The organism is Labrys neptuniae (genome assembly GCF_040797145.1).
Taxonomy (GTDB): domain Bacteria; phylum Pseudomonadota; class Alphaproteobacteria; order Rhizobiales; family Labraceae; genus Labrys; species Labrys neptuniae.
Genome location: NZ_JBFNQD010000003.1, coordinates 58,099 through 76,585, shown reverse-complemented (window position 1 = coordinate 76,585; position 18,487 = coordinate 58,099). Strand labels below are relative to the sequence as shown.

Sequence of the window (18,487 nt, the reverse complement as noted above, 5' to 3'; positions counted from 1 at the left end):
GGGGAGGGCATGATGAACTGGCGCTCCCTTCTGCTCCGCCACGAGGCCATCCTGGCTTTACTGCTGGTGGTCGTGCTCGTCTTCCTGGCGCAATCCTCCGACAGGTTCCTCACCGTCGACAACCTCCTCAACCAGGCCCGGCTGATGACGGAGATCGGCCTGATTGCCTTGGCGATGACCTTCGTCATCGTCACCGGCGGCATCGACCTCTCCGTCGGCTCGATCGTCGGCGTGGTCGCCATCGTGCTCGGCGTGCTCTGGCAGAATCTCGGCCTGCCGCTGCCGGTCGCCATCGTGCTGGCTCTGGCGCTCGGCACGTTGTGCGGCGTCGTCAATGGGCTGATCATCACCCGCTTCAAGGTGCCGCCCCTGATTGCCACCCTGGCCACGCTCGCCCTCTATCGCGGCCTGGCGGAGGGCATCAGCCAGGCCCGGTCCGTGCGCGGCTATCCCGACTGGTTCCTGGTGCTGGGGCAGGGGCAGGTGCTCGACGTGCCGGTGCAGGTCTGGCTGCTCGTGCTGGCGGCGATCGTGGCGGCCTGCGTGCTCGGCCTGACCGTGTTCGGCCGTGCTACCTATGCGATCGGCTCCAACGAGATTGCCGCGCGCTTCTCGGGCATCGCGGTCGACCGCACCAAGATCCTGATCTATGGCGCCTCGGGCCTGTGTGCTTCGCTGGCCGGCGTGATTTTCGTCTCCCGCGTCACCACCACGCGCTCGGACATGGGGTCGGGCTGGGAGCTTGATGCCATCACGGCGGTGGTGCTGGGGGGCACCAGCATCTTCGGCGGGCGCGGCACCGTCATCGGCACGGTGCTCGGCCTTGCTCTGATGCAGGCGCTGAAGAACGGCCTGCTGCTGCAGGGCTACAAGGGTGACAGCACCATCATCCTGATCGGTACGGCCCTGATCCTCACCGTGCTGCTCAGCAACCTGGTTCCCCTGCTGAGCCGCATCGCCGGTCGCAAGCGGCCGGCATGACGAAGATCTTTCGGCGGGGGCAGTGCTCCCGCTCGAAGAGGATGTTTTGGCGTAAGGCGTTCAATTTCAACGATCTGGCTCTCGTTCCGGAATCGGTTTCTCCGGCGGCGAGGACGGCAATGGCAGCCGGTACAAGACCGGCGAACTGTGGAGGAAGACCATGATCCGTATATCCCTGGCTCTCGCCTTGAGCGTGTCCCTGGTGGGCCTGGCGCATGCCGCCTCGGCCTGGACCGGCGGCGACCTTCCCACCAATCCGCTCGCCTGCGATGCCACGCCGGCCAGCGCGACGAGCAAGCCCTATGACGGCGGTGCCGTCACCGGCGCACCCGACCGCAAGGGCAAGCCGATCAAGGTGGTCGACGTGCCCAAGCTCATCGGCATCGGCTATTTCAACGCCACCTCCAAGGGCATCGCCGATGCGGCCAAGGAACTCGGCAATGTCGATGCCAAGACCGACGGCCCGACCAAGGCCAATATCGACGAGCAGATCACCTTCATCGACAACTACATCACCTCCGGCGTCGACGGCATTCTCTATGCCGCCAACGACCCGGTCGCGATCGCGCCCGTGCTGAAGAAGGCGCTGTCCAAGGGCATCAACGTCGTCGGCTATGACGCCAATTCCACGCCGGATTCCCGCCAGTGGTTCGTCAACCAGGCCGAGTTCAACGGCATCGCCAAGGCCATGGTCGACAACATGGTCAAGGAGAGCGGCGAGGATGCGGGCGTTGCCATCGTCACCTCCACCTTCACCACGCCCAACCAGGCCCGCTGGATCGCCGAGATGGCAGCCTATGCCGCCAAGTGCCATCCCAAGCTGAAGCTCCTGGAGACGGTGGAAGCGCAGGAAGACAATGCGCTGTCCTTCTCGCAGGCGACCACGCTGATCAACAAATATGGCTCGGATCTCAAGGGCATCTTCGGCATGACCAGCGTCGCCACGCCCGCTTCGGCCGAGGCGGTGACCCAGGCCGGCCAGTGCGGCAAGGTGGCGGTGATCGGGCTGGCCACGCCCAATGCCATGAAGCCCTATGTCGCCAAGGATTGCGTGAAATCCGTGGTGCTGTGGAATCCGGTCGATCTTGGCTATGCCGCCATGCAGGTCCTGCGCGCCACGGCCGATGGTTCGCTCAAGCCCGGCGACACCAAAGTCAAGGCCGGCAAGCTCGGCGAGCTCAATGTGATCAACGGCTCGGAAGTCCTGCTCGGCTCGCCCTTCGTCTTCACCAAGGAGAACATCGACAAGTTCGATTTCTGACGAAGGATCAAGGCTGTAAGCCAAAGCAGTTCACGTGGGGGAGAAAACGCCCCATTTTGTCATAGCCGGGCTTGACCCGGCTATCCAGGAGCCGCGTGTTGCCGACCAGGAAGCTGGATTGCCGGGTCAAGCCCGGCAATGACAAAGGTTGTGCAATCTCGAAGGCACTTATGTGAACCGCATCAACGCTGTAGGCGTCTTTCCCGAATCGGATTGTCGCCCAGTGTTCAAACAAGCAGAAGGCCGGGAGAAATCCCGGCTTTTCCTTTGACGCCGATCCGGAATCGGTGTGGAGAAAGCAGTATCCGGCTACCTAGAGCAAAGCGCGTTGAGACGGAGACGCTTGTTTGCTCTAGCTCTTTGGTTCGACGCGTTTTGCGATTCTTGGCGTAACCGCCAAATCGCAAAACGCTCTGATCGGATGCCCCTTGACAGGGGGCGAATTGCACGGGAAGATCGTTTGTACACAAACGAATTTTTGGCGCTTCCTCGAAAGGGCAACCATGGCTGTTTCCGCTCAAAGCCGAGCCCGGGGGGCGCTGGTCGGCCTGGCGATCGGCGATGCCCTGGGTATGCCCACGCAATATATGCCGCGCTCCGTCGTCTCGGCACGCTACGGCATCCTCGAGCGCTTCGAACCGGCGCCCGACGACAACCCGATCAGCCGCGGCATGCCGGCGGGTCGGGTGACCGACGATACCGACCAGGCCGTCATCCTCGGCGAACTCCTGGTCGAGGGTAAAGGCTATGTCGATCCCAGGCGTTTCGCCGACGAACTTCTGGCCTGGGAAACCCGCATGATCGCGGCGGGCTCTGCCGATCTCCTCGGCCCCTCCACCCGCAAGGCGCTGACACTGATCGCCGAAGGCATGCCGACCGACGAGACCGGGCGCACCGGCGCGACCAATGGTGCGGCCATGCGCGTTGCCCCGGTCGGCATCGTCTTCCCCGCGCGTCCCGTCGAGGCGCTGGTCGATGCGGTCTTCCAATCCGGCCATGTCACCCACAACACCACGATCGGCCTTGCCGGCGCCTCGGCCGTTGCCGCCGCCGTCAGCGCGGCTGTCGACGGCGCAAGCATCGACGAGGCGCTGCAGGCCGCCGTGGAGGGTGCACGGCATGGGGCGAAACGCGGCTTCTATTTCGCCGGCGGCGATATCGCCGCGCGGATCCGCTGGGCGATCGAGCTGGTGCGGGGCAAAGGCGAAGCCGAGGCCCTCGAACTCATCTACGACATCGTCGGAACCGGCGTCGCCACGCAGGAGGCCGTGCCCGCGGCGATGGCCATCATCTCGCTGGCGCCCGAAGATCCTTGGCGTATCTGCCGCCTTTCGGCGAGCCTGGGTGGCGATTGCGATACCGTCGCCGCCATCGCCGGCGCAGTCGCCGGCGCCTGCCACGGCGTCGAAGGCTTTCCGGCCCCGGTGATCTCTGCCCTGGAAGCCGCCAATCCGGATCTCGATCTTGTCGGCCTGGCGGATCGCCTGCTGGCGCTGCGAGGCAGGGCATCGATCCTGCCGCCCACCGGGAAAGGGCCCGCGACGGCATGAGCACCAGGCCGCCTCTCACTCGTCTCCTGTCCGTGGGCAGCATCCTGGCCGATGTCCGCCTCGACGTGCCCCGCTTGCCGCAACGCGGTGGTGACGTGCTGGGGTCCGGGGCGACGATCAGCGCGGGAGGGGGCTTCAACATCCTCACGGCGGCTTCCCGCAACGGGCTCAAGGCCGCCTTTGCCGGCCAGCACGGCGATGGTCCCTATGGCGAGCGTATTCGTGCCGAACTGGTCGCCGAAGGCATCGAGGTGCTGATGCCGATGAGCGCGGATGGCGACAGCGGATTTTGCATCGTGATGGTCGAGCCTGACGGCGAGCGCACCTTCGTCACCAGCCCTGGCGTCGAGGCGCGGCCGGGGCAAGAACCGCTCTCCGCCCTGCAACTGGGCCCGGCCGATGCCCTGTTCGCTTCGGGCTATGATCTCTGCTACCCGCAACTCGGCCCCGCGATCGCCGACTGGATCGCCGGCCTGCCGCCGAGCGTCACCGTGATGATCGATCCCGGTCCCCTGGTCGCCGATATTCCAGCCGACATCATGGCCGCGGTGCTGGCACGGGCCGATATCTTGACCCTGAACCGGCGCGAGGCCGGCCTGCTCACCGGAGCCGACGACAAGGCAGTGGCCGCCAAGCGGGTTCGCGATCGCCTGTCGCCGGGCGCCCTGGTGATCCTGAGGGATGGCTCGGCCGGGTGCTTCCTGCTTGGGGGCGACATCGGCGAGCCCGGCCTGCAGGTTCCGGCACCGTCCGTACGCATGGTCGACGCCACCGGAGCGGGAGATGCCCATACCGGCGTGTTCCTCGCCGCGCTCGCGGCCGGCTATCCCGCAGCCGAGGCCGCGAAGCGCGCCAATGCCGCCGCTGCCCTTGCCGTCACCCGCAAGGGGCCGGCAACCGCGCCCCATACGGACGAACTGAACGCCTTCCTGGCCGAACAGGAGGCCGAGAGGACAACAACAAGATAGGGTGGATGCCCCCGCAGGCACGAACGCCCAACCAATGATAAGAAAATCGAGAGCAGCATGTCGCCATCGACGAAGGGAATTGGAAAGATGACATATCGGATCACGCGCCGCCATTTTACCGCCCTGGGAGCCGCGGCCGTCGCCGGCTTGTGGGCGCGCCCGGGTTCCGCCCAGGCCAAGGAAATCACCGTGCTCAACTGGAAGGGCTACGGCACCGACGAGGCCTTCGCGCTCAAGGCTTTCGCCGAGCAGACCGGCATCACGGTCAAGCATGACTATTTCAACTCCGAACCGGAGATGCTGACCAAGCTGCGCACCAATCCGGGTGCCTATGACGTGGTGCTGATCAACAGCGCCCGCACCCAGCAGGCACAGGCCGAAGGCCTGATCGATCCGGTCGATCTCGCCACCATCGCCAATGCCAAGGACCTGGCGCCGGCGCTGAAGGATCACGCCAATCTCAAGGCCGACGGCAAGACCTATGGTCTGGCCTGGCTCTGGGGCATGAATTCCCTCGCTGTGCGCCAGGGCATCAGCGCCGACAGCTGGACGATCTTCTCCGACCCCAAATATGCCGGCAAGCTGGCCTTGTTCGACGATGCGGTCACCTCGGTCGGCATCGGCGCCCTGCTGACCGGCCAGGATGCCAACGATCCCAAGGACCTCGCCAAGATCACTGAGGTGCTCAAGGCGATGAAGCCGAACGTCAAGCTGATGTGGTCCAGCGAGGACGAATGGAACAAGGCCTTCGCCGCCAATTCCTTCGACATCTCCGTCTACTGGTCCGGCGCGGCGGTGCGCTCCATCCGCCAGCACAAATTGCCGGTGGAATTCATCGTGCCCAAGGAAGGGGCGATCGGCTGGCTCGACAGCCTGGCGGTGCCGACGTCGAGCACCAAGAAAGAGGATGCGCTCAAATTCCTCAACTACATGATCGACCCCACCTTCTACCTGACCTGGGCGAAGGAAGCGGGCGCACCGGCTTCCGCCAATGAGGGAGCCATGAACAAGCTGCCGGCCGATGATCTCAACCGGCAGATCCACAAGGCTGACTACCTGCCGAAGCTCACCTTCATGGCCGCCCTGCCGGATGATCGCCGCCAGGCCTTCAACGACCTGTGGGAAGAAGTGAAGGCCTTCTACGCCAAATAGCAGGGCTTCAAGAAAGCGACGCTGATTCAAGGAAGTAGCCAGTCCGAATGAATCAGTTCCGCAGGGTTGCGGCGGGCCTCGTTCCGCCGGGAACCTCGTGGAAAAGACTTTCACGTCAAGGGTTTGGCGGCTTGGCGTGAATCAGATCGGCAGGCCCTTGTCACATCGGACAAGGGCCGTTCGCTACCGTCTTGCAATCGCAGGAAGGGTCCATGGCGCTTGCTGCATCGCCGCTTTCAGGCTGAGCGATGCCGGCGACAAGGGGAGGGACGAGTGGAGATCGTGTCGAAAGCCGATGGCGGCAAGTCAGGCCCCCGCAGGCGCCTGGGGCAGGGCTGGGCCACGGCCGCCCTGTTGACGCCGGCCTATGGCTGGCTGCTGCTGGCCGTCTTCCTGCCGCTTTGCGCCATGCTGTTCTTCAGCTTCCTGAAGAGCTCGCCGGTTCCGGGGCGGGCACTGGTCTACACCGTCGACAACTACCTCGCCTTCATCAAGCGGCCCTATCTGTTCAACGTCGCCTGGACCTCGATCCAGATCGGGCTGTGGACCACGGGCCTGTGCGCGCTGATCGGCCTTCCCGCCGCGATCGCCCTGGCGCGTGCGACCGCCGGGCGCTCCAGGCACATCCTGTTCCTCCTGATCATCCTGCCATTCTGGACCAACGGCTTGGTGCGCGTGTTCTCCTGGACCATGGTGCTGCGGGAAGGGGGCATTCTCGATTATGCCCTGCACTGGATCGTGCCGGCCGCGCCGTCGGTGTCGCTGCTCTACAGTTTTCCGGCCATCATCATCGGCCTGGTCCATGCCTACCTGCCCTATATGATCCTGACCTGCTACCTCTCAGCCACGGCGATCGAGGATTCGACCATCGAGGCCGCTCGCAGTCTCGGTGCCCGCACGCCGGTGGTGTTCTGGAAGATCCTGCTGCCGCTCTGCATGCCCGGCCTGATTTCCGGATCGATCCTGATCTTCGTGCCGGTGATCGGCAGCTTCATGGAGCCCCGTATCCTGGGCGGACGTATCGGCGTCACCATGGGCACCGTGATCGAGGACCAGTTCACCGCGGCTTTCAACTGGCCGCTGGGCGCGGCCCTGTCCTTCACCATGCTGGCGGTGGTGCTCGCGATCTTCGCCGTCTCCTCGCGCGTGCTGTCCGGCCGCGCCGCGACGCCGTAGGAGGGCGCCATGATTGCACTCGGGCGCACCTTCCTCGCCGCCACCCTGGTCTTCCTCTATCTGCCCATCGCGGTGATGGTGGCGATGGCCTTCAACGCCTCGCCCCTCTACACCCTGCCGATCGAGCCGACCTTCCACTGGTTCGGCGTCCTCGCCGAGAACGGGCCTCTGCTCTCGGCCACCTACAACAGCCTGATGATCGCGTTGGCGACTTCGGTCATCGCGACGGCTGTCGGTACCCTGGCCTCGCTTGCCCTCAACCGCCGCACCTTCCGGGGGCAGTCGCTGCTCAAGGTGCTGCTGCTGCCGCCGATCGCCATTCCCTGGCTGATCACCGGCACCGCCATGCTGGTGTTCTTCTTCTGGACGGGCATCGGGCGCGGCCTGCATGCCATGCTGATCGGCCATGTCGCTTTGGCCATCCCCTATGTCGTGCTGATCGTCGGCACCGGCATGCAGACATTGCGGGCCGATCTCGAGGAGGCGGCGATGAGCCTGGGCTCGACGCCAATCCATGCCTTCTTTGCGGTGACGCTGCCCTTGCTGGCACCGAGCATCATCGCAGCCCTGCTGTTCGCCTTCGCGGTTTCGCTCGACCAGTTCGTGGTCTCCTACTTTCTGGCGACGCCGGGCGTCTCCACCCTGCCGGTCGAGATCTACACCTCGATCCGCAAGGGCTTCACGCCGGAGATCAATGCGATCTCCGCCATCTTCCTCGGCGTCTCGGCCGTTCTCGTGCTGATCTTCGCCCAATTGTCCAATCTGGGAGGCAGTCGTGATCGGCGTTGAAGTCGCTTCGATCAGCAAGGGCTACGGATCCTTGCGGGTGCTCGACAAGGTGAGCACCGCCTTCAAGGCGGGCGAGTTCACCAGCCTGCTCGGCCCCTCGGGCTCCGGCAAGACCACGCTGCTGCGCATCATCGGCGGCTTCGTCGATCCGGATGAGGGGCGCATCCTGTTCGGGGGCGAGGACGTCACGGGGGTGGCCCTGTGGCAGCGCAAGGTCGGCATGGTGTTCCAGTCCTATGCACTGTTCCCACATATGAGCGTGTTCGACAATGTCATCTTCGGGCTCAATCGCCAGGGCATTCGCGGCGAGGCGGCGCGCAAGGAGGTGGCGCGGGTGCTGGAGATGGTGCATCTCACCGGCTTCGAGCAGCGCAAGCCCAAGCAGCTTTCGGGCGGGCAGCAGCAGCGCGTGGCGCTGGCCCGTGCCATTGTCACCAAGCCGAGGGTTCTCCTGCTGGACGAGCCCCTGTCCGCGCTCGACCGGCGCCTGCGCCAGGACATGCAGATCGAACTGCGCCGCATCCAGCGCGAGAGCGGGCTCACGACCATTTTCGTCACCCACGACCAGGAGGAGGCGCTGACCCTGTCCGATACGGTGGCCATCCTCGATGGCGGGCGCATCGTGCAGGAGGGCGCGCCGCTCGACATCTATGAGCGCCCGCGCACGCGTTTTGCCGCCTCCTTCCTGGGAGACGCCAATTTCTTCGAGGGCAAGATGACCGGCGACGGCATCGCGATCGACGGCGGCGTCATCCATACGAGCGATGGGCTGCCGGGCTCCGGCAGCAAGGTCACGGCGGCGGTGCGGCCCGAGAAGATGCGGCTTCTGGCGCCGGGAGAAAACCCCGGCGGCGATAATGTCTTCGCCACGCGGATACGCGAGATCATCTATGCCGGTGCGGTCTCGACCTTCATCGCCGAAGGGCCTGATGGCAGCGACATCAAGGTCCTGTCGCAGAACCGGGAGGTCTCGGCGGTATCGCCCGGACAGGCCATCACGCTGGCCTGGTCGCCGGCCAACACCGTTCTGTTGCAGGCCTGACAATGCCGGTCAGCGTCAATATTCCGCTCGAACGCGCGTGGAACAGCTGGTCGTCGCGGCCGGCCGAAATGGTGTTCCTGCCGCTCGGCCTTCGGCTCACGCCGCTTGCCTTCGCGGCCAGCACGGGCAAGGCCTGCCTGTTCGAACCGGGCGATGCCGTCACGCTGGGGCGGCACGCCCTCGATGCCTCGCTGGTGGAGCTCCAACTCTCCCACGCCGGAACGACCCTCGACTGGCGTTACGCCAAGCCCGATCCCTTCAGCCTCACCGGCAGCTGGCAGACGGCCAAGGCCGGCGAATGGGGGCTGCGCTTCTGGATCAATCTCTGCCTGTCGTCGGACAGCGGCGAGGAGGTTCGCTTCGACGCAGCGCAGGGCGCTGCCGTCATCCGTGTCGGGCATCGCTTCGCGGCGCTCGTCAGCGAGGAGCCGCCTGTCCAGGTGACTGGACATGCTAGTCTCGCCGATGCGGTGCAGGACTACGAAACGCACGGCTATTTCCATACCCGCTCCCGGGCCGGGGCAGCGCCCGTCCTCGTGCTGCGCTTCAACCTGGAAATGATGCGCGACAATCGCTTCGCGCTCGCGATGGCCGACAGGCAGGACCTCGCGATCGCCCAGGCGCGGGCCCTGCTGGCGCAGCCCGAAATAGTGCCGCCTCAACCGGTTGGCGAGCCCGCCGCCGCTTTGGCGGCGCTGCGCGACGTCGTCGCCTGGAACACGGTATGGGATGGCATAAACCAGCGCCCCTATACCGCCATCAGCCGCAATTGGGACCTCGGGAAGTTCGGCGGCTTTGGCGTCTGGCTGAACGACCAGTTCTATGCCGCCCTGATGGCCGGCGAATTCGATGCCGGCCTGGCGCGCGACAATCTCGCCGCCGTGTTTTCGGGCGCGACGCCACAGGGCAACCTGCCCTGCCTGCTGACGGCCAGCGATGCCTGGGTCGATCGCAGCCAGAGCCCCATCGGCGGCTTCGTGGTCTGGCAGCTCTATCTGCGCCTTCGCGCTCGAGACCTGATCGAGGGCGCCTATGCCGCGCTGGCGCGCAACCATGCCTGGTGGTGGCGCGAACGCGATCCGGGCGGGACGGGGCTTGCCTCCTTCGGCACCTCGGATATGGGCGACGGGCTCTACAAGGGCACTCATTTCGGGGCGCGCAATGAATCGGCGATGGACAATTCGCCGGTCCACGACGAGGCCCGCTACGACAAGGCGACGCGCACGCTCGATCTCTGGGATGTCGGCCTCAACAGCCTGCTGGCCCTTGATGCCGAGATGCTCGCCTTGATGGCCTCGGAGCTGGGCCGTGAGGAGGAGGCGGCTGCCCATGCCGTTCGTTCCGAGGCCACGAAAGACCTCATTCGCGAGACTTTATGGGACGGCGATCGCGGCATCTTCGCCAATCGCCGGCGCGGCGGCGGCTTCGTGAAGAGCCTGGCACCGACGAGTTTCTATCCCATGCTTGCCGGTGCCGCGACGCCCGAGCAGGTCGACCGGCTATGTCAGCATCTCGACGATCCCATGGCCTTTGGCGGCGATCCGGTCATTCCCGGTGTCAGCCGTGCGGATCCCGCCTTCGGCGACAATTCCTATTGGCGCGGCCGGATCTGGCCGCCCTTCAACTATCTCGTCTATCACGGGCTGCACCGCTACGGGCTGGACGAGAGGGCGTCGGCCCTGGCCCAGCGCAGCTTTGCGCTGTTCCGCTCCGCCTGGGAAAGCCGGCGTATCTGCCCTGAAAACTACAATGCCGAGACGGGTGAGCCGCTCGACCAGCCCGACACCGAGCGCTTCTACAGCTGGGGGGCGTTGATGGCGAAGCTCGGTATCGCCGCTGCGACCGATGTCACGCCCTGGCATGGCTGGGAAATCGCCAATCCGGGCGGGGAGGGCGAGTTGGGACCCTTCGCAAGCCCGGCTGGGCAGGTTCGCCTCGCTCTTTCGCAGGGCCGCCTGCGCCTGATCCAGGGCGAGCGCACTGTGCTGGACACCGATGTCGCCGGACGGATCTCCCAGCTTTCGATGATGGACGGCATGCTGTCATTGCGGCTGCCGCCGCTCGAGCGGGCATGCTTCCTGCGCTTCCCGCATCTCCATGCCGGCATGAAGCCCCGGGCGAGCCTCGACGGCGAGGCGGTCGCAACCACGGAGGAGGGCGGCATCCTGGTTCACCTTCCCGCGAGCGCCAAGGCGGCCGATTTCGAGCTGCGGTGGCGTGCGGGAGTGAAGCATAAGGCATCTCGCTCATAGACTGCTAATTCCGGCCAAGAAATGCGACGCTGGCCACCCCTTCGCCCCGTTCTTACGGGGAGAAGGTGAGGATGAGGGGCAGCGCTGCGCGAGCAATGTGAGTTCTGTGTAGCCCCTCACCTCAATCCTCTCCCCGCAAGCGGGGCGAGGGGGCACAAATGTCGAGCCTTTACGGTCCCCTATCATCTCGCTCGACCCACGAGCCTACCCCCAGGTACTAACGAGCCTACCCCCAGGTACTAAATTGTATGCTTACTCAAGCGGCCGAACTATCCTCCAAGGCCAGGAAGCCGCCGGACTGGCGCCGCCACAGCCTGGCATAGAGGCCATCGCGTTCGATCAGGTCCTCATGCCGTCCCTGCTCGACGATACGGCCGCCATCGAGCACGATCAGGCGATCGAGTTCGGCGATGGTCGAGAGGCGATGGGCGATCGCGAGCACCGTCTTGTCATGCATCAGGCGGCGAAGCTGGCTCTGGATTGTTGCCTCCACCTCGGAATCGAGGGCGGAGGTTGCCTCGTCGAGCACCAGGATCGGGGCATTCTTGAGCAGTACGCGGGCGATGGTGATGCGCTGGCGCTGTCCGCCCGAGAGCTTCACGCCGCGCTCGCCCACGCGCGATTCGTAGCCGGCGCGGCCGTCCTGATCCCCCAGCGTGACGATGAAGTCATGCGCGGCGGCCTGCCGGGCGGCGTCCTCGATGGCGTCCCGATTCGCTTCCATGCGGCCATAGGCGATGTTGTCGTGGATGGAACGGTGCAGCAGGGAATTGTCCTGTGTCACCACACCGATCTGCCGGCGCAGGCTGTCCTGGCTGACGCCGGCAATGTCCTGCCCGTCGATCAGGATCCGGCCCGACTGGATCGCATAGAGGCGCAGCAGCAGGTTGACGAGCGTCGACTTGCCGGCGCCGGACGGGCCGACGATGCCGACCTTCTCGCCGGGGCGGATGGTGAGCGAAAGATCCGTGAACACCGGCTGCGTGCCGCCATAGCCGAAGCGGACATGCTCGAACACGATTTCCCCGCGCGGCACCGAAAGCGTGGCCGCATCGGGAGAATCGACAAGGTCATGCGGCTTGGCGATGGTGAGCATGCTTTCCTGCACCGCGCCGATATTCTCGAAGACGTCTCGGATCAGATACATCAGCCAGCCCGAGAGCTGGATCAGTCGAAGCACCAGAGTGAGGGCTGCCGCACCGGCGCCGGCCGTCATGTTGCCCTGGCTCCACAGCAGGAGGATCATACCGGCGATCACCACCAGCAGCAGGCTGTTGAGCACCTGCAGCGCGAAACTGGCGCCGAGGATCAGGCGCATCAGGTCCAGGAAGCTCTGGTTCCAACGCTTGAGCGCCTCCTTCACCGCCGAGCGTTCGAGGTCGGAGCGGGCGAACAGCTTCACGGTGAGGATGTTGGTATAGGAATCGACGATGCGCCCGGTGGTGGTCGAACGGCCGAGGGAATTGGCTTCCGAGCGCTTGAGGGCGCGTGGCACGAAAAAGGAGAGTAGTGCGGCATAGGCCGCCAGCCAGAGGACGACGGGCAGCACCAGCCAGGCATCGACCGAGCCGAAGAAGCCGATGGTGACCCCGGCGAAGACCAGCGCATACCAGAGGTCGCCGATCACCGCGATGATCGCCGAGCGGATCGACTGCCCGGCCTGGATCACGCGTGCCGACAGGCGCCCGGCAAAGTCGTTCTGGAAATAGGTGAGGGAATGGCCGAGCGTGTAGATGTGGTTGCGCCAACGGATCTGGTTGGTCAGCGGCGGCACGACGATCAGATTGGTGACGGCCTGGGTCACGAAAAACAGAATCGGCCTCAGGAACAGAATCACGAACAGGGCTCCGGCGAGCAGCAGGCCGTGGTCGCGAAGCAGGGTCTGCGGCGAGCCCTTGTTGAGCAGGTCCACGAACCAGCCGACCATCAGATAGATGCCGGCCTCCACGCCGCTGAAGGCCAGCTCGATCGCCATGATGGCGGCGAGCCAGCCCTTCACGGGCTTGAGGTGATGCCACATGAAACGCCACACCCCGGTGGGTGGCGTGTCGTGTTCGTCGAAAGCGGCGAATATGTCTATGCGGCTTTCGAGAAATCGGAATAAGCGCGCAAACATCGAAAATATGACCTTGAAACAATGCTGGAATCGCTAGCGGCGACACCAAAGCAGGAGTTTCAGGTCAAATTACGAGTCGCGCCAGCCTTCTTGGCGGCGGACGGATGTTTCAAAAATGCGGACGGGACGTCCGCATCTTCCTTTCCCGTAAACGCCTCAATCCACCAGGATGACCCGGAGGTCGTTGACATTGGTGAAGGTCGGGCCGGGGGCGACGAGATCGCCGATGGCTTCGAAGAAACCGGTCGAGTCGTTGTCGGCGAGATAGGCAGCCGGATCGATTCCCGCCGCGCGGGCACGGGCGAGCGTGGTCTCGTCGACGATGGCGCCGGCCGGGTCGGTAGCGAGGCCGCCGCCGCCATCGGTGCCATCCGTATCGGCGGCGAGCGCGCTGATGCCGGTCTCGCCGTCGAGGGCGAGGGCCAGGGCCAGGCTGAATTCCTGGTTGGGGCCACCGCGTCCCTTGCCGGTGATGGTCACCGTCAGCTCTCCGCCGGAGATCAGCGCGGCGCGGCGGCCGGCAGCCTTCAGCGCGCGGGCCTGCCGCGCCTGGTCGGCGGCGACCTGCCGGGCTTCGCCCTCGACATTGGCGCCGAGCACGACGGGCTCGTAGCCATGCTGCTCGGCAAGGCGGGTCGCGGCCGCGATCATGTCGCCGGGCGTGACGACGATGCGAAACTCGCTGTTGGCAAAGACGGCATCGCCCGGCTTTGGCGTCTCGTTGCCGGCATCCTCGAAGAGGGCCCCGGCCGCACCGAGAGGCGTGTTGAAGCGCTCGGCAATGGCAAGGGCCTGGGCATTGCTGACGGGGTCGGGCACGGTGGGGCCGGAGCCGATCACAGCGGGATCATCGCCCGGCACGTCCGAGACGGCCAGGGTGAGCAGGCGCGCGGGATAGGCGGCCTGGGCGAGGCGCCCACCCTTGATGCGCGACAGGCGCTTGCGCAGCACATTGATCTCGCCGATCGCGGCACCCGAGCGCAGGAGATGGCGGGTGATGGCGCGCTTGTCGTCCAGGGTCAGTGCACCGGCGGGTGCCACCCAATTGGCGGAGGCGCCGCCGGAGAGCAGAACCAGCACCAGATCATCCTCGCCGGCTGCAGTTGCAAGCGCCAGCGCGCGCTCGGCGCCGTCGATGCTGCCTTGGTCCGGCACAGGGTGGCCGGCCTCGATCATGGGCAGGGTCTTGAGCGGGCGGCCATAGCCATGCCGGGCCACGGCGACGCCGTCGATGCGATCGGCCGGGATGCCGAGGGCGGTGTAATGGGCTTCGGCGATCTCCGCCATGCTGCCGGCCGCCTTGCCAGCGGCGAGCAGGATCAGACGCCCTGTGCTGGGTGGCGCGGGTAGATGCTGTGGCAGGAAGGTAGCCGGATGGGACGCGGCGACCGCCCCCGTGAAAATGGCGTCGAGAGTCTGGCGGCGGGCATCGGCATGGTCAGGCATTGCGTCTTCGGGCTCCCTCGAGGCAAGGCGCGTTCAAGGAAACGCTCCATGCTTGTTCCTTGCATCTGCCCTCCCGCCGTCTGGTGAGGTACCAGGCGGCGGCAGGCAATGGCTTGCCATGTCCCTTAACCCATGGAGGCGCAGCGAGGCCAGCCCATTGGCGGCAATTTTGAAAACCACAGGCGGTCAGGTGTCCGAGCCGCCTTTCTCGCGGAAGCGGCGCACGCGCATATGAGTGCCGCAAGCCTCTTCCGAACACCATTGGCGGCGTCCGCCACGCGAGGTGTCGAGGAAGAGCCAGCCGCAATTGATGCCATGGCATTCCCGCACATTGCGGCGGTCACTGCGACTGGTGAGCAGGTCCGCCGCGGCGAAGGCGATGCGATGAAGGATGGCGTCGAGACTATCGCTCTCGCGCCACCCCCATTCGAAGGAGCCGGCGACCAGGCGCAGTTCGCGCTGATGGTTGGCGTTCTGCAGCATGGCATTGAGGCGGACACCGTCCTCCTCGCATCCCGCTTCGTCCATGGTTTCGGCGAGGAAGAGATTTCTCAACGTCGTGCGGAGGGCCCGGGCCCGCGTCAGGGCTGCGTCCGCCTCGGCAGACTTGGTATCGGCCTGGTGCCGCAGGCGGGCCGACAGGGCCGAATCGATCAGATCGACCCGTTCGGCCCAGGTGACGAGGTCGCCATAAGCGACGAGCAGGTCCGGCCCCCAGCGGTCGCGCCAGGCGTCGACCGTGTTGACGAAATCCAAGGCCGGATGTCCGCCGACGAGGCGGGCGGTGGCAATGGTCCTGGTCTGGCTCATCCTCGCACTTTCCAGCGCCTGGGCTCCAAACTCAAGCGTGCATTGTAACGCTTATAATGATATATAACCGTTACAACAAGTCGACAGAGGTTCCGCATGCCTAGCCGCACCACACTGCTGTTCCTGGCTCTTTGCGTGATCTGGGGAACCACCTGGATCGGGATCAAGGCCGGCGTGGAGGTGGTGCCGCCCCTTCTGTTCGCCGGCACGCGCTTTACCGCGGCGGGTGTACTACTGCTCGGGTTCGCCGCTTGGCGCGAGGGGCTGCCGCGGCTGGCATGGCGGGACCTGCCGCGTCTTGCGGCCACCAGTCTGCTGATGATCACGCTATGTTACGCGGCGCTGTTCTGGGGCGTGGCGCATGTCGATTCGGGCACGGCTGCCGTGCTCGAAATGTCATTGACGCCGATAGCGCTGATGGCTTTTGCGCTCTGGCTGCGGGAAGAGAGTTTCGACCGGCGGCGTTTCGGTGCCCTGGTTCTCGGCATGGCAGGGCTGGCCATCCTGTTCGGGCCGACTGCGGTTCGAAACTGGTCCGCCGCGGCGGGCGAGGGCGCGGCATTGCGCCTGGCCGGGGCGGCAGCGGTGTCGTGGGCGGCCGTGGCCTATGGCTGGGGCTCGGTGGTAGCGCGTCCCTTGCTGCGGCTCTATTCCTCGACCTTCGTGGCCGGCACCACTACCCTCTTCGGTGGCCTGCTGCTGCTGGCCCTGTCGCTTGCCGGCGAGCCCGGAGCAATTCCCGCCTTGGCGGGCCAATGGGGTTCGGCAGCCTGGGCGGGGTGGCTGTTCCTCGTGCTCTTCGGCTCGCTGATCGGCTACACCATCTACATGACGCTTCTCAGGGAGATCGGTGCCACCCGCGCCGGGACCTATGCGTTCGTGTCTCCCATCATCGCCGTACTGCTCGGCATGATCTGCTTCGGCGAACAGGTGCGCCTGCTCGACCTTCTCGGCATGGCGGTGATGTTGGCCGGAGCCGGCCTTGCCATGGCAGAGCCCAAGCCGCGGCTGAAGCCGGTCACGAACTGAGGGCAGTGGTGGCGAAGGAAAAAGCGCCCTGGAACCAAAAGTTGACGCAAGGCGCGATTCCGGTAAGCGCGCCTTGCACCCAGCGATGGTTCGCCAGCGTTCTCAGGAAAAATCAGGCGCGCCGATGGTGGCGATAGTGCCGGCGGTGATGGTGGCGATGCCGGTAGCCTTCACCGCCGTGTTGACGCAGCCAGCGCGGCCCGCGATGCACGCCGGGCATCCCATACCATTTGCAGCGGGCTGTGCGGGACGGCGCGTTGCAGGTCCGGTCCCTGACGGTCTGCACCAGCGAAGGATTGTCAGGCTGGGACACCGGCATGGCCGAGGATGGGGTGGCGAGGGCGAAGGTGGCGCCCAGGGCGATAGCGGCGGCAATAAGAAATCTCATGGGCCTCTCCTGTCGAAATGAAACGAAAACACGCATTTGATCGAAAACGCTCGATCAAACGCATGGGCAGGGAGAAAGTTCCGTATGGGATGACGATGTATATCGCCGCAGACCCGCAAATTGATCCATCGCACCGCGTCTCAACACTGAACGGCGAATACGGTCATCAGAGGATAAATTTGCGGAGTTTGGATGGTGGGCGCGACAGGGATTGAACCTGTGACCCCTCCCGTGTGAAGGGAGTGCTCTCCCGCTGAGCTACGCGCCCCCGAAGGGAAGCGCCTATTTGGATAAAGCCGGCTGCGCTGTCAAGCCGGTAATCGCATCGATCGCAGAAATCAGTTGATCGAAATGCGAAATGACGCGCGTTGCCCCCAACTGCGTGGCGGGAATGTCGGTGTAGCCGAAATCCACGCAGACCGACGGCAACCCGGCGCGCAAGGCCGTGTCGATGTCGGTCTTGCTGTCACCCACCATGATAGCGTGGGCGGGATCGCCGCCGGCGGCCTCGATGGAAAGGGTGAGGTGACGGGGGTCCGGCTTGAACCAGGCGAAGGCGTCGCGTCCACAGATCGCACTGAAATAGGGGGCCAGCCTCAGGGCTTCCAGTAGCCGGACCGAAAGATCCGTCGGCTTGTTTGTACATACGCCCAATATCCAGCCCCGCGCTTTCAATGTCTTCAAGGCCTTCTCGACGCCGTCGAAGGCAACCGTCTTGTCGGCCAGGTGTTTGCCATAATGATCGAGGAAATCACCAAAGAGCACATCCATGCGGGCCGGCTCGACCGCCAAGCCACACACGGCAAAGCCGCGTTCCAGCAAGGCGCGGGCGCCGGCACCCACCAGACTATGCGCCTTCTCGAGCGGCAAGGCGGGCAGCCCTTCGCGAGCCAGGATGAAGTTCAGCGTGCCCATCAGGTCTGGGGCGCTGTCCACCAGCGTTCCATCAAGGTCGAAGATCGCCGTCCGCGGCTGCATCATGCTGTTCTTTCCGGCTTGGTCTGGAAAATGCCATGTCTGGGTGGCAAGCGGAGATTTGAAAATTCACGATTCGAGCTAGGATCGTATCGTCCATGCGAATGTAACCGGGTTCGATCACGCCAGGGCGTGTGACACGACGCCCCAGGCATTCGGGACATGCGCTCCGCCGAGGAAACGACGAGCCAGTCATCATGAAGCGTTCGCTAGGCCTTGCAGCCCTCCTTCTTACCGCCGGTCCGGCGCTTGCCGCCGACTATGTCTTCGTGGCGGCCCCGCAAAAGGACCTCAACCGGATCTATCGGGTCGACCGGCTGACCGGCGAGGTGGGGGCCTGCCAATATGGGGTCAAGGAGGACAATACCGGCGTCACCCTTTGTTTCCCGGCCGGTGAAGGGGCCGGCAAGCAGGAGCCCGGGGACTACACGCTGATCGCCTCCAGCCACGAGCGCGAGAGTTCGGTGTTCCGGGTGGAACAGCGTACCGGGACGATGAGCGTGTGCTATGTCTGGAAGGATCAGGTCATCTGCACGCCGCCGGGGAAATAAG

At 65.1% G+C, this 18,487-nt stretch carries 16 protein-coding genes and 1 tRNA gene; 11 read left to right on the top strand and 6 right to left on the bottom strand.

Annotation, left to right across the window (positions count from 1 at the left end; all coding sequences use genetic code 11):
* The first annotated feature begins 12 nt into the window (after nt 1–12).
* The 9 genes from ABXS05_RS11130 to ABXS05_RS11090 all read left to right on the top strand — a co-directional run bounded on the left by ABXS05_RS11130 (nt 13) and on the right by ABXS05_RS11090 (nt 11,171).
* Nucleotides 13–981, top strand: coding sequence for an ABC transporter permease (locus tag ABXS05_RS11130; protein ID WP_367623954.1), 969 nt, complete (start codon nt 13–15; stop codon nt 979–981).
* Between the two features lie 160 nt (nt 982–1,141).
* On the top strand, nt 1,142–2,242 hold the full coding sequence (locus ABXS05_RS11125; RefSeq protein WP_367623953.1) for an autoinducer 2 ABC transporter substrate-binding protein: 1,101 nt from the start codon (nt 1,142–1,144) through the stop codon (nt 2,240–2,242).
* A 503-nt stretch (nt 2,243–2,745) separates the two neighbouring features.
* Nucleotides 2,746–3,792, top strand: coding sequence for an ADP-ribosylglycohydrolase family protein (locus tag ABXS05_RS11120; RefSeq protein WP_367623952.1), 1,047 nt, complete (start codon nt 2,746–2,748; stop codon nt 3,790–3,792).
* Entirely contained in the window at nt 3,789–4,760 is a 972-nt protein-coding gene (locus ABXS05_RS11115) for a PfkB family carbohydrate kinase (protein ID WP_367623951.1), read from the top strand. The genes ABXS05_RS11120 and ABXS05_RS11115 overlap by 4 nt, the downstream gene beginning before the upstream one ends.
* A gap of 87 nt (nt 4,761–4,847) precedes the next feature.
* Nucleotides 4,848–5,912, top strand: a complete 1,065-nt coding sequence (locus ABXS05_RS11110; protein WP_311933233.1) for an ABC transporter substrate-binding protein — start codon at nt 4,848–4,850, stop codon at nt 5,910–5,912.
* A 282-nt stretch (nt 5,913–6,194) separates the two neighbouring features.
* Entirely contained in the window at nt 6,195–7,088 is an 894-nt protein-coding gene (locus ABXS05_RS11105; RefSeq protein ID WP_394310112.1) for an ABC transporter permease, read from the top strand.
* A 9-nt stretch (nt 7,089–7,097) separates the two neighbouring features.
* Entirely contained in the window at nt 7,098–7,877 is a 780-nt protein-coding gene (locus ABXS05_RS11100) for an ABC transporter permease (RefSeq protein WP_149254489.1), read from the top strand.
* Complete coding sequence (locus ABXS05_RS11095) at nt 7,864–8,919, top strand: ABC transporter ATP-binding protein (RefSeq protein ID WP_367623950.1); 1,056 nt, start codon at nt 7,864–7,866, stop codon at nt 8,917–8,919. Before ABXS05_RS11100 ends, ABXS05_RS11095 begins: the two co-directional genes overlap by 14 nt.
* Before the next feature lie 2 nt (nt 8,920–8,921).
* Nucleotides 8,922–11,171 carry an MGH1-like glycoside hydrolase domain-containing protein gene (locus ABXS05_RS11090; RefSeq protein WP_367623949.1) on the top strand — a complete coding sequence of 750 codons (2,250 nt, stop codon included), beginning with the start codon at nt 8,922–8,924 and terminating at the stop codon, nt 11,169–11,171.
* Between the two features lie 256 nt (nt 11,172–11,427).
* Here ABXS05_RS11090 and ABXS05_RS11085 read toward each other — a convergent pair whose 3' ends face one another.
* The 3 genes from ABXS05_RS11085 to ABXS05_RS11075 form a co-directional block, all read right to left on the bottom strand.
* Complete coding sequence (locus ABXS05_RS11085) at nt 11,428–13,287, bottom strand: ABC transporter ATP-binding protein (RefSeq protein WP_367623948.1); 1,860 nt, start codon at nt 13,285–13,287, stop codon at nt 11,428–11,430.
* A gap of 156 nt (nt 13,288–13,443) precedes the next feature.
* Nucleotides 13,444–14,733: a glycerate kinase type-2 family protein gene (locus tag ABXS05_RS11080; protein WP_367623947.1), complete on the bottom strand. Its 1,290-nt coding sequence runs from the start codon at nt 14,731–14,733 to the stop codon at nt 13,444–13,446.
* Nucleotides 14,734–14,919: 186 nt separating this feature from the next.
* A complete protein-coding gene (locus tag ABXS05_RS11075; protein ID WP_367623946.1) occupies nt 14,920–15,543 on the bottom strand; it encodes a CGNR zinc finger domain-containing protein in 624 nt (207 codons plus the stop codon).
* A gap of 96 nt (nt 15,544–15,639) precedes the next feature.
* Between ABXS05_RS11075 and ABXS05_RS11070 the strand changes: the two genes are divergently transcribed.
* Nucleotides 15,640–16,572 (top strand): DMT family transporter, encoded by a 933-nt coding sequence (locus ABXS05_RS11070; RefSeq protein ID WP_367623945.1) that lies wholly within the window; start codon nt 15,640–15,642, stop codon nt 16,570–16,572.
* A 112-nt stretch (nt 16,573–16,684) separates the two neighbouring features.
* Here the strand turns inward: ABXS05_RS11070 and ABXS05_RS11065 are convergent, their stop codons facing one another.
* From ABXS05_RS11065 to gph, 3 genes are all read right to left on the bottom strand, one after another.
* Entirely contained in the window at nt 16,685–16,960 is a 276-nt protein-coding gene (locus ABXS05_RS11065) for a hypothetical protein (RefSeq protein ID WP_311933225.1), read from the bottom strand.
* Between the two features lie 193 nt (nt 16,961–17,153).
* Nucleotides 17,154–17,228: transfer RNA gene (locus ABXS05_RS11060), tRNA-Val, on the bottom strand.
* 14 nt (nt 17,229–17,242) lie between these two features.
* The gene (gene gph, locus ABXS05_RS11055) at nt 17,243–17,938 is read right to left on the bottom strand and encodes a phosphoglycolate phosphatase (protein WP_367624306.1); all 696 of its coding nucleotides are present in this window, start codon (nt 17,936–17,938) and stop codon (nt 17,243–17,245) included.
* A 194-nt stretch (nt 17,939–18,132) separates the two neighbouring features.
* On the opposite strand from gph, the gene ABXS05_RS11050 reads away from it, so the two are divergent.
* Entirely contained in the window at nt 18,133–18,486 is a 354-nt protein-coding gene (locus ABXS05_RS11050; protein WP_311933223.1) for a hypothetical protein, read from the top strand.
* Nucleotide 18,487 lies beyond the last annotated feature (1 nt).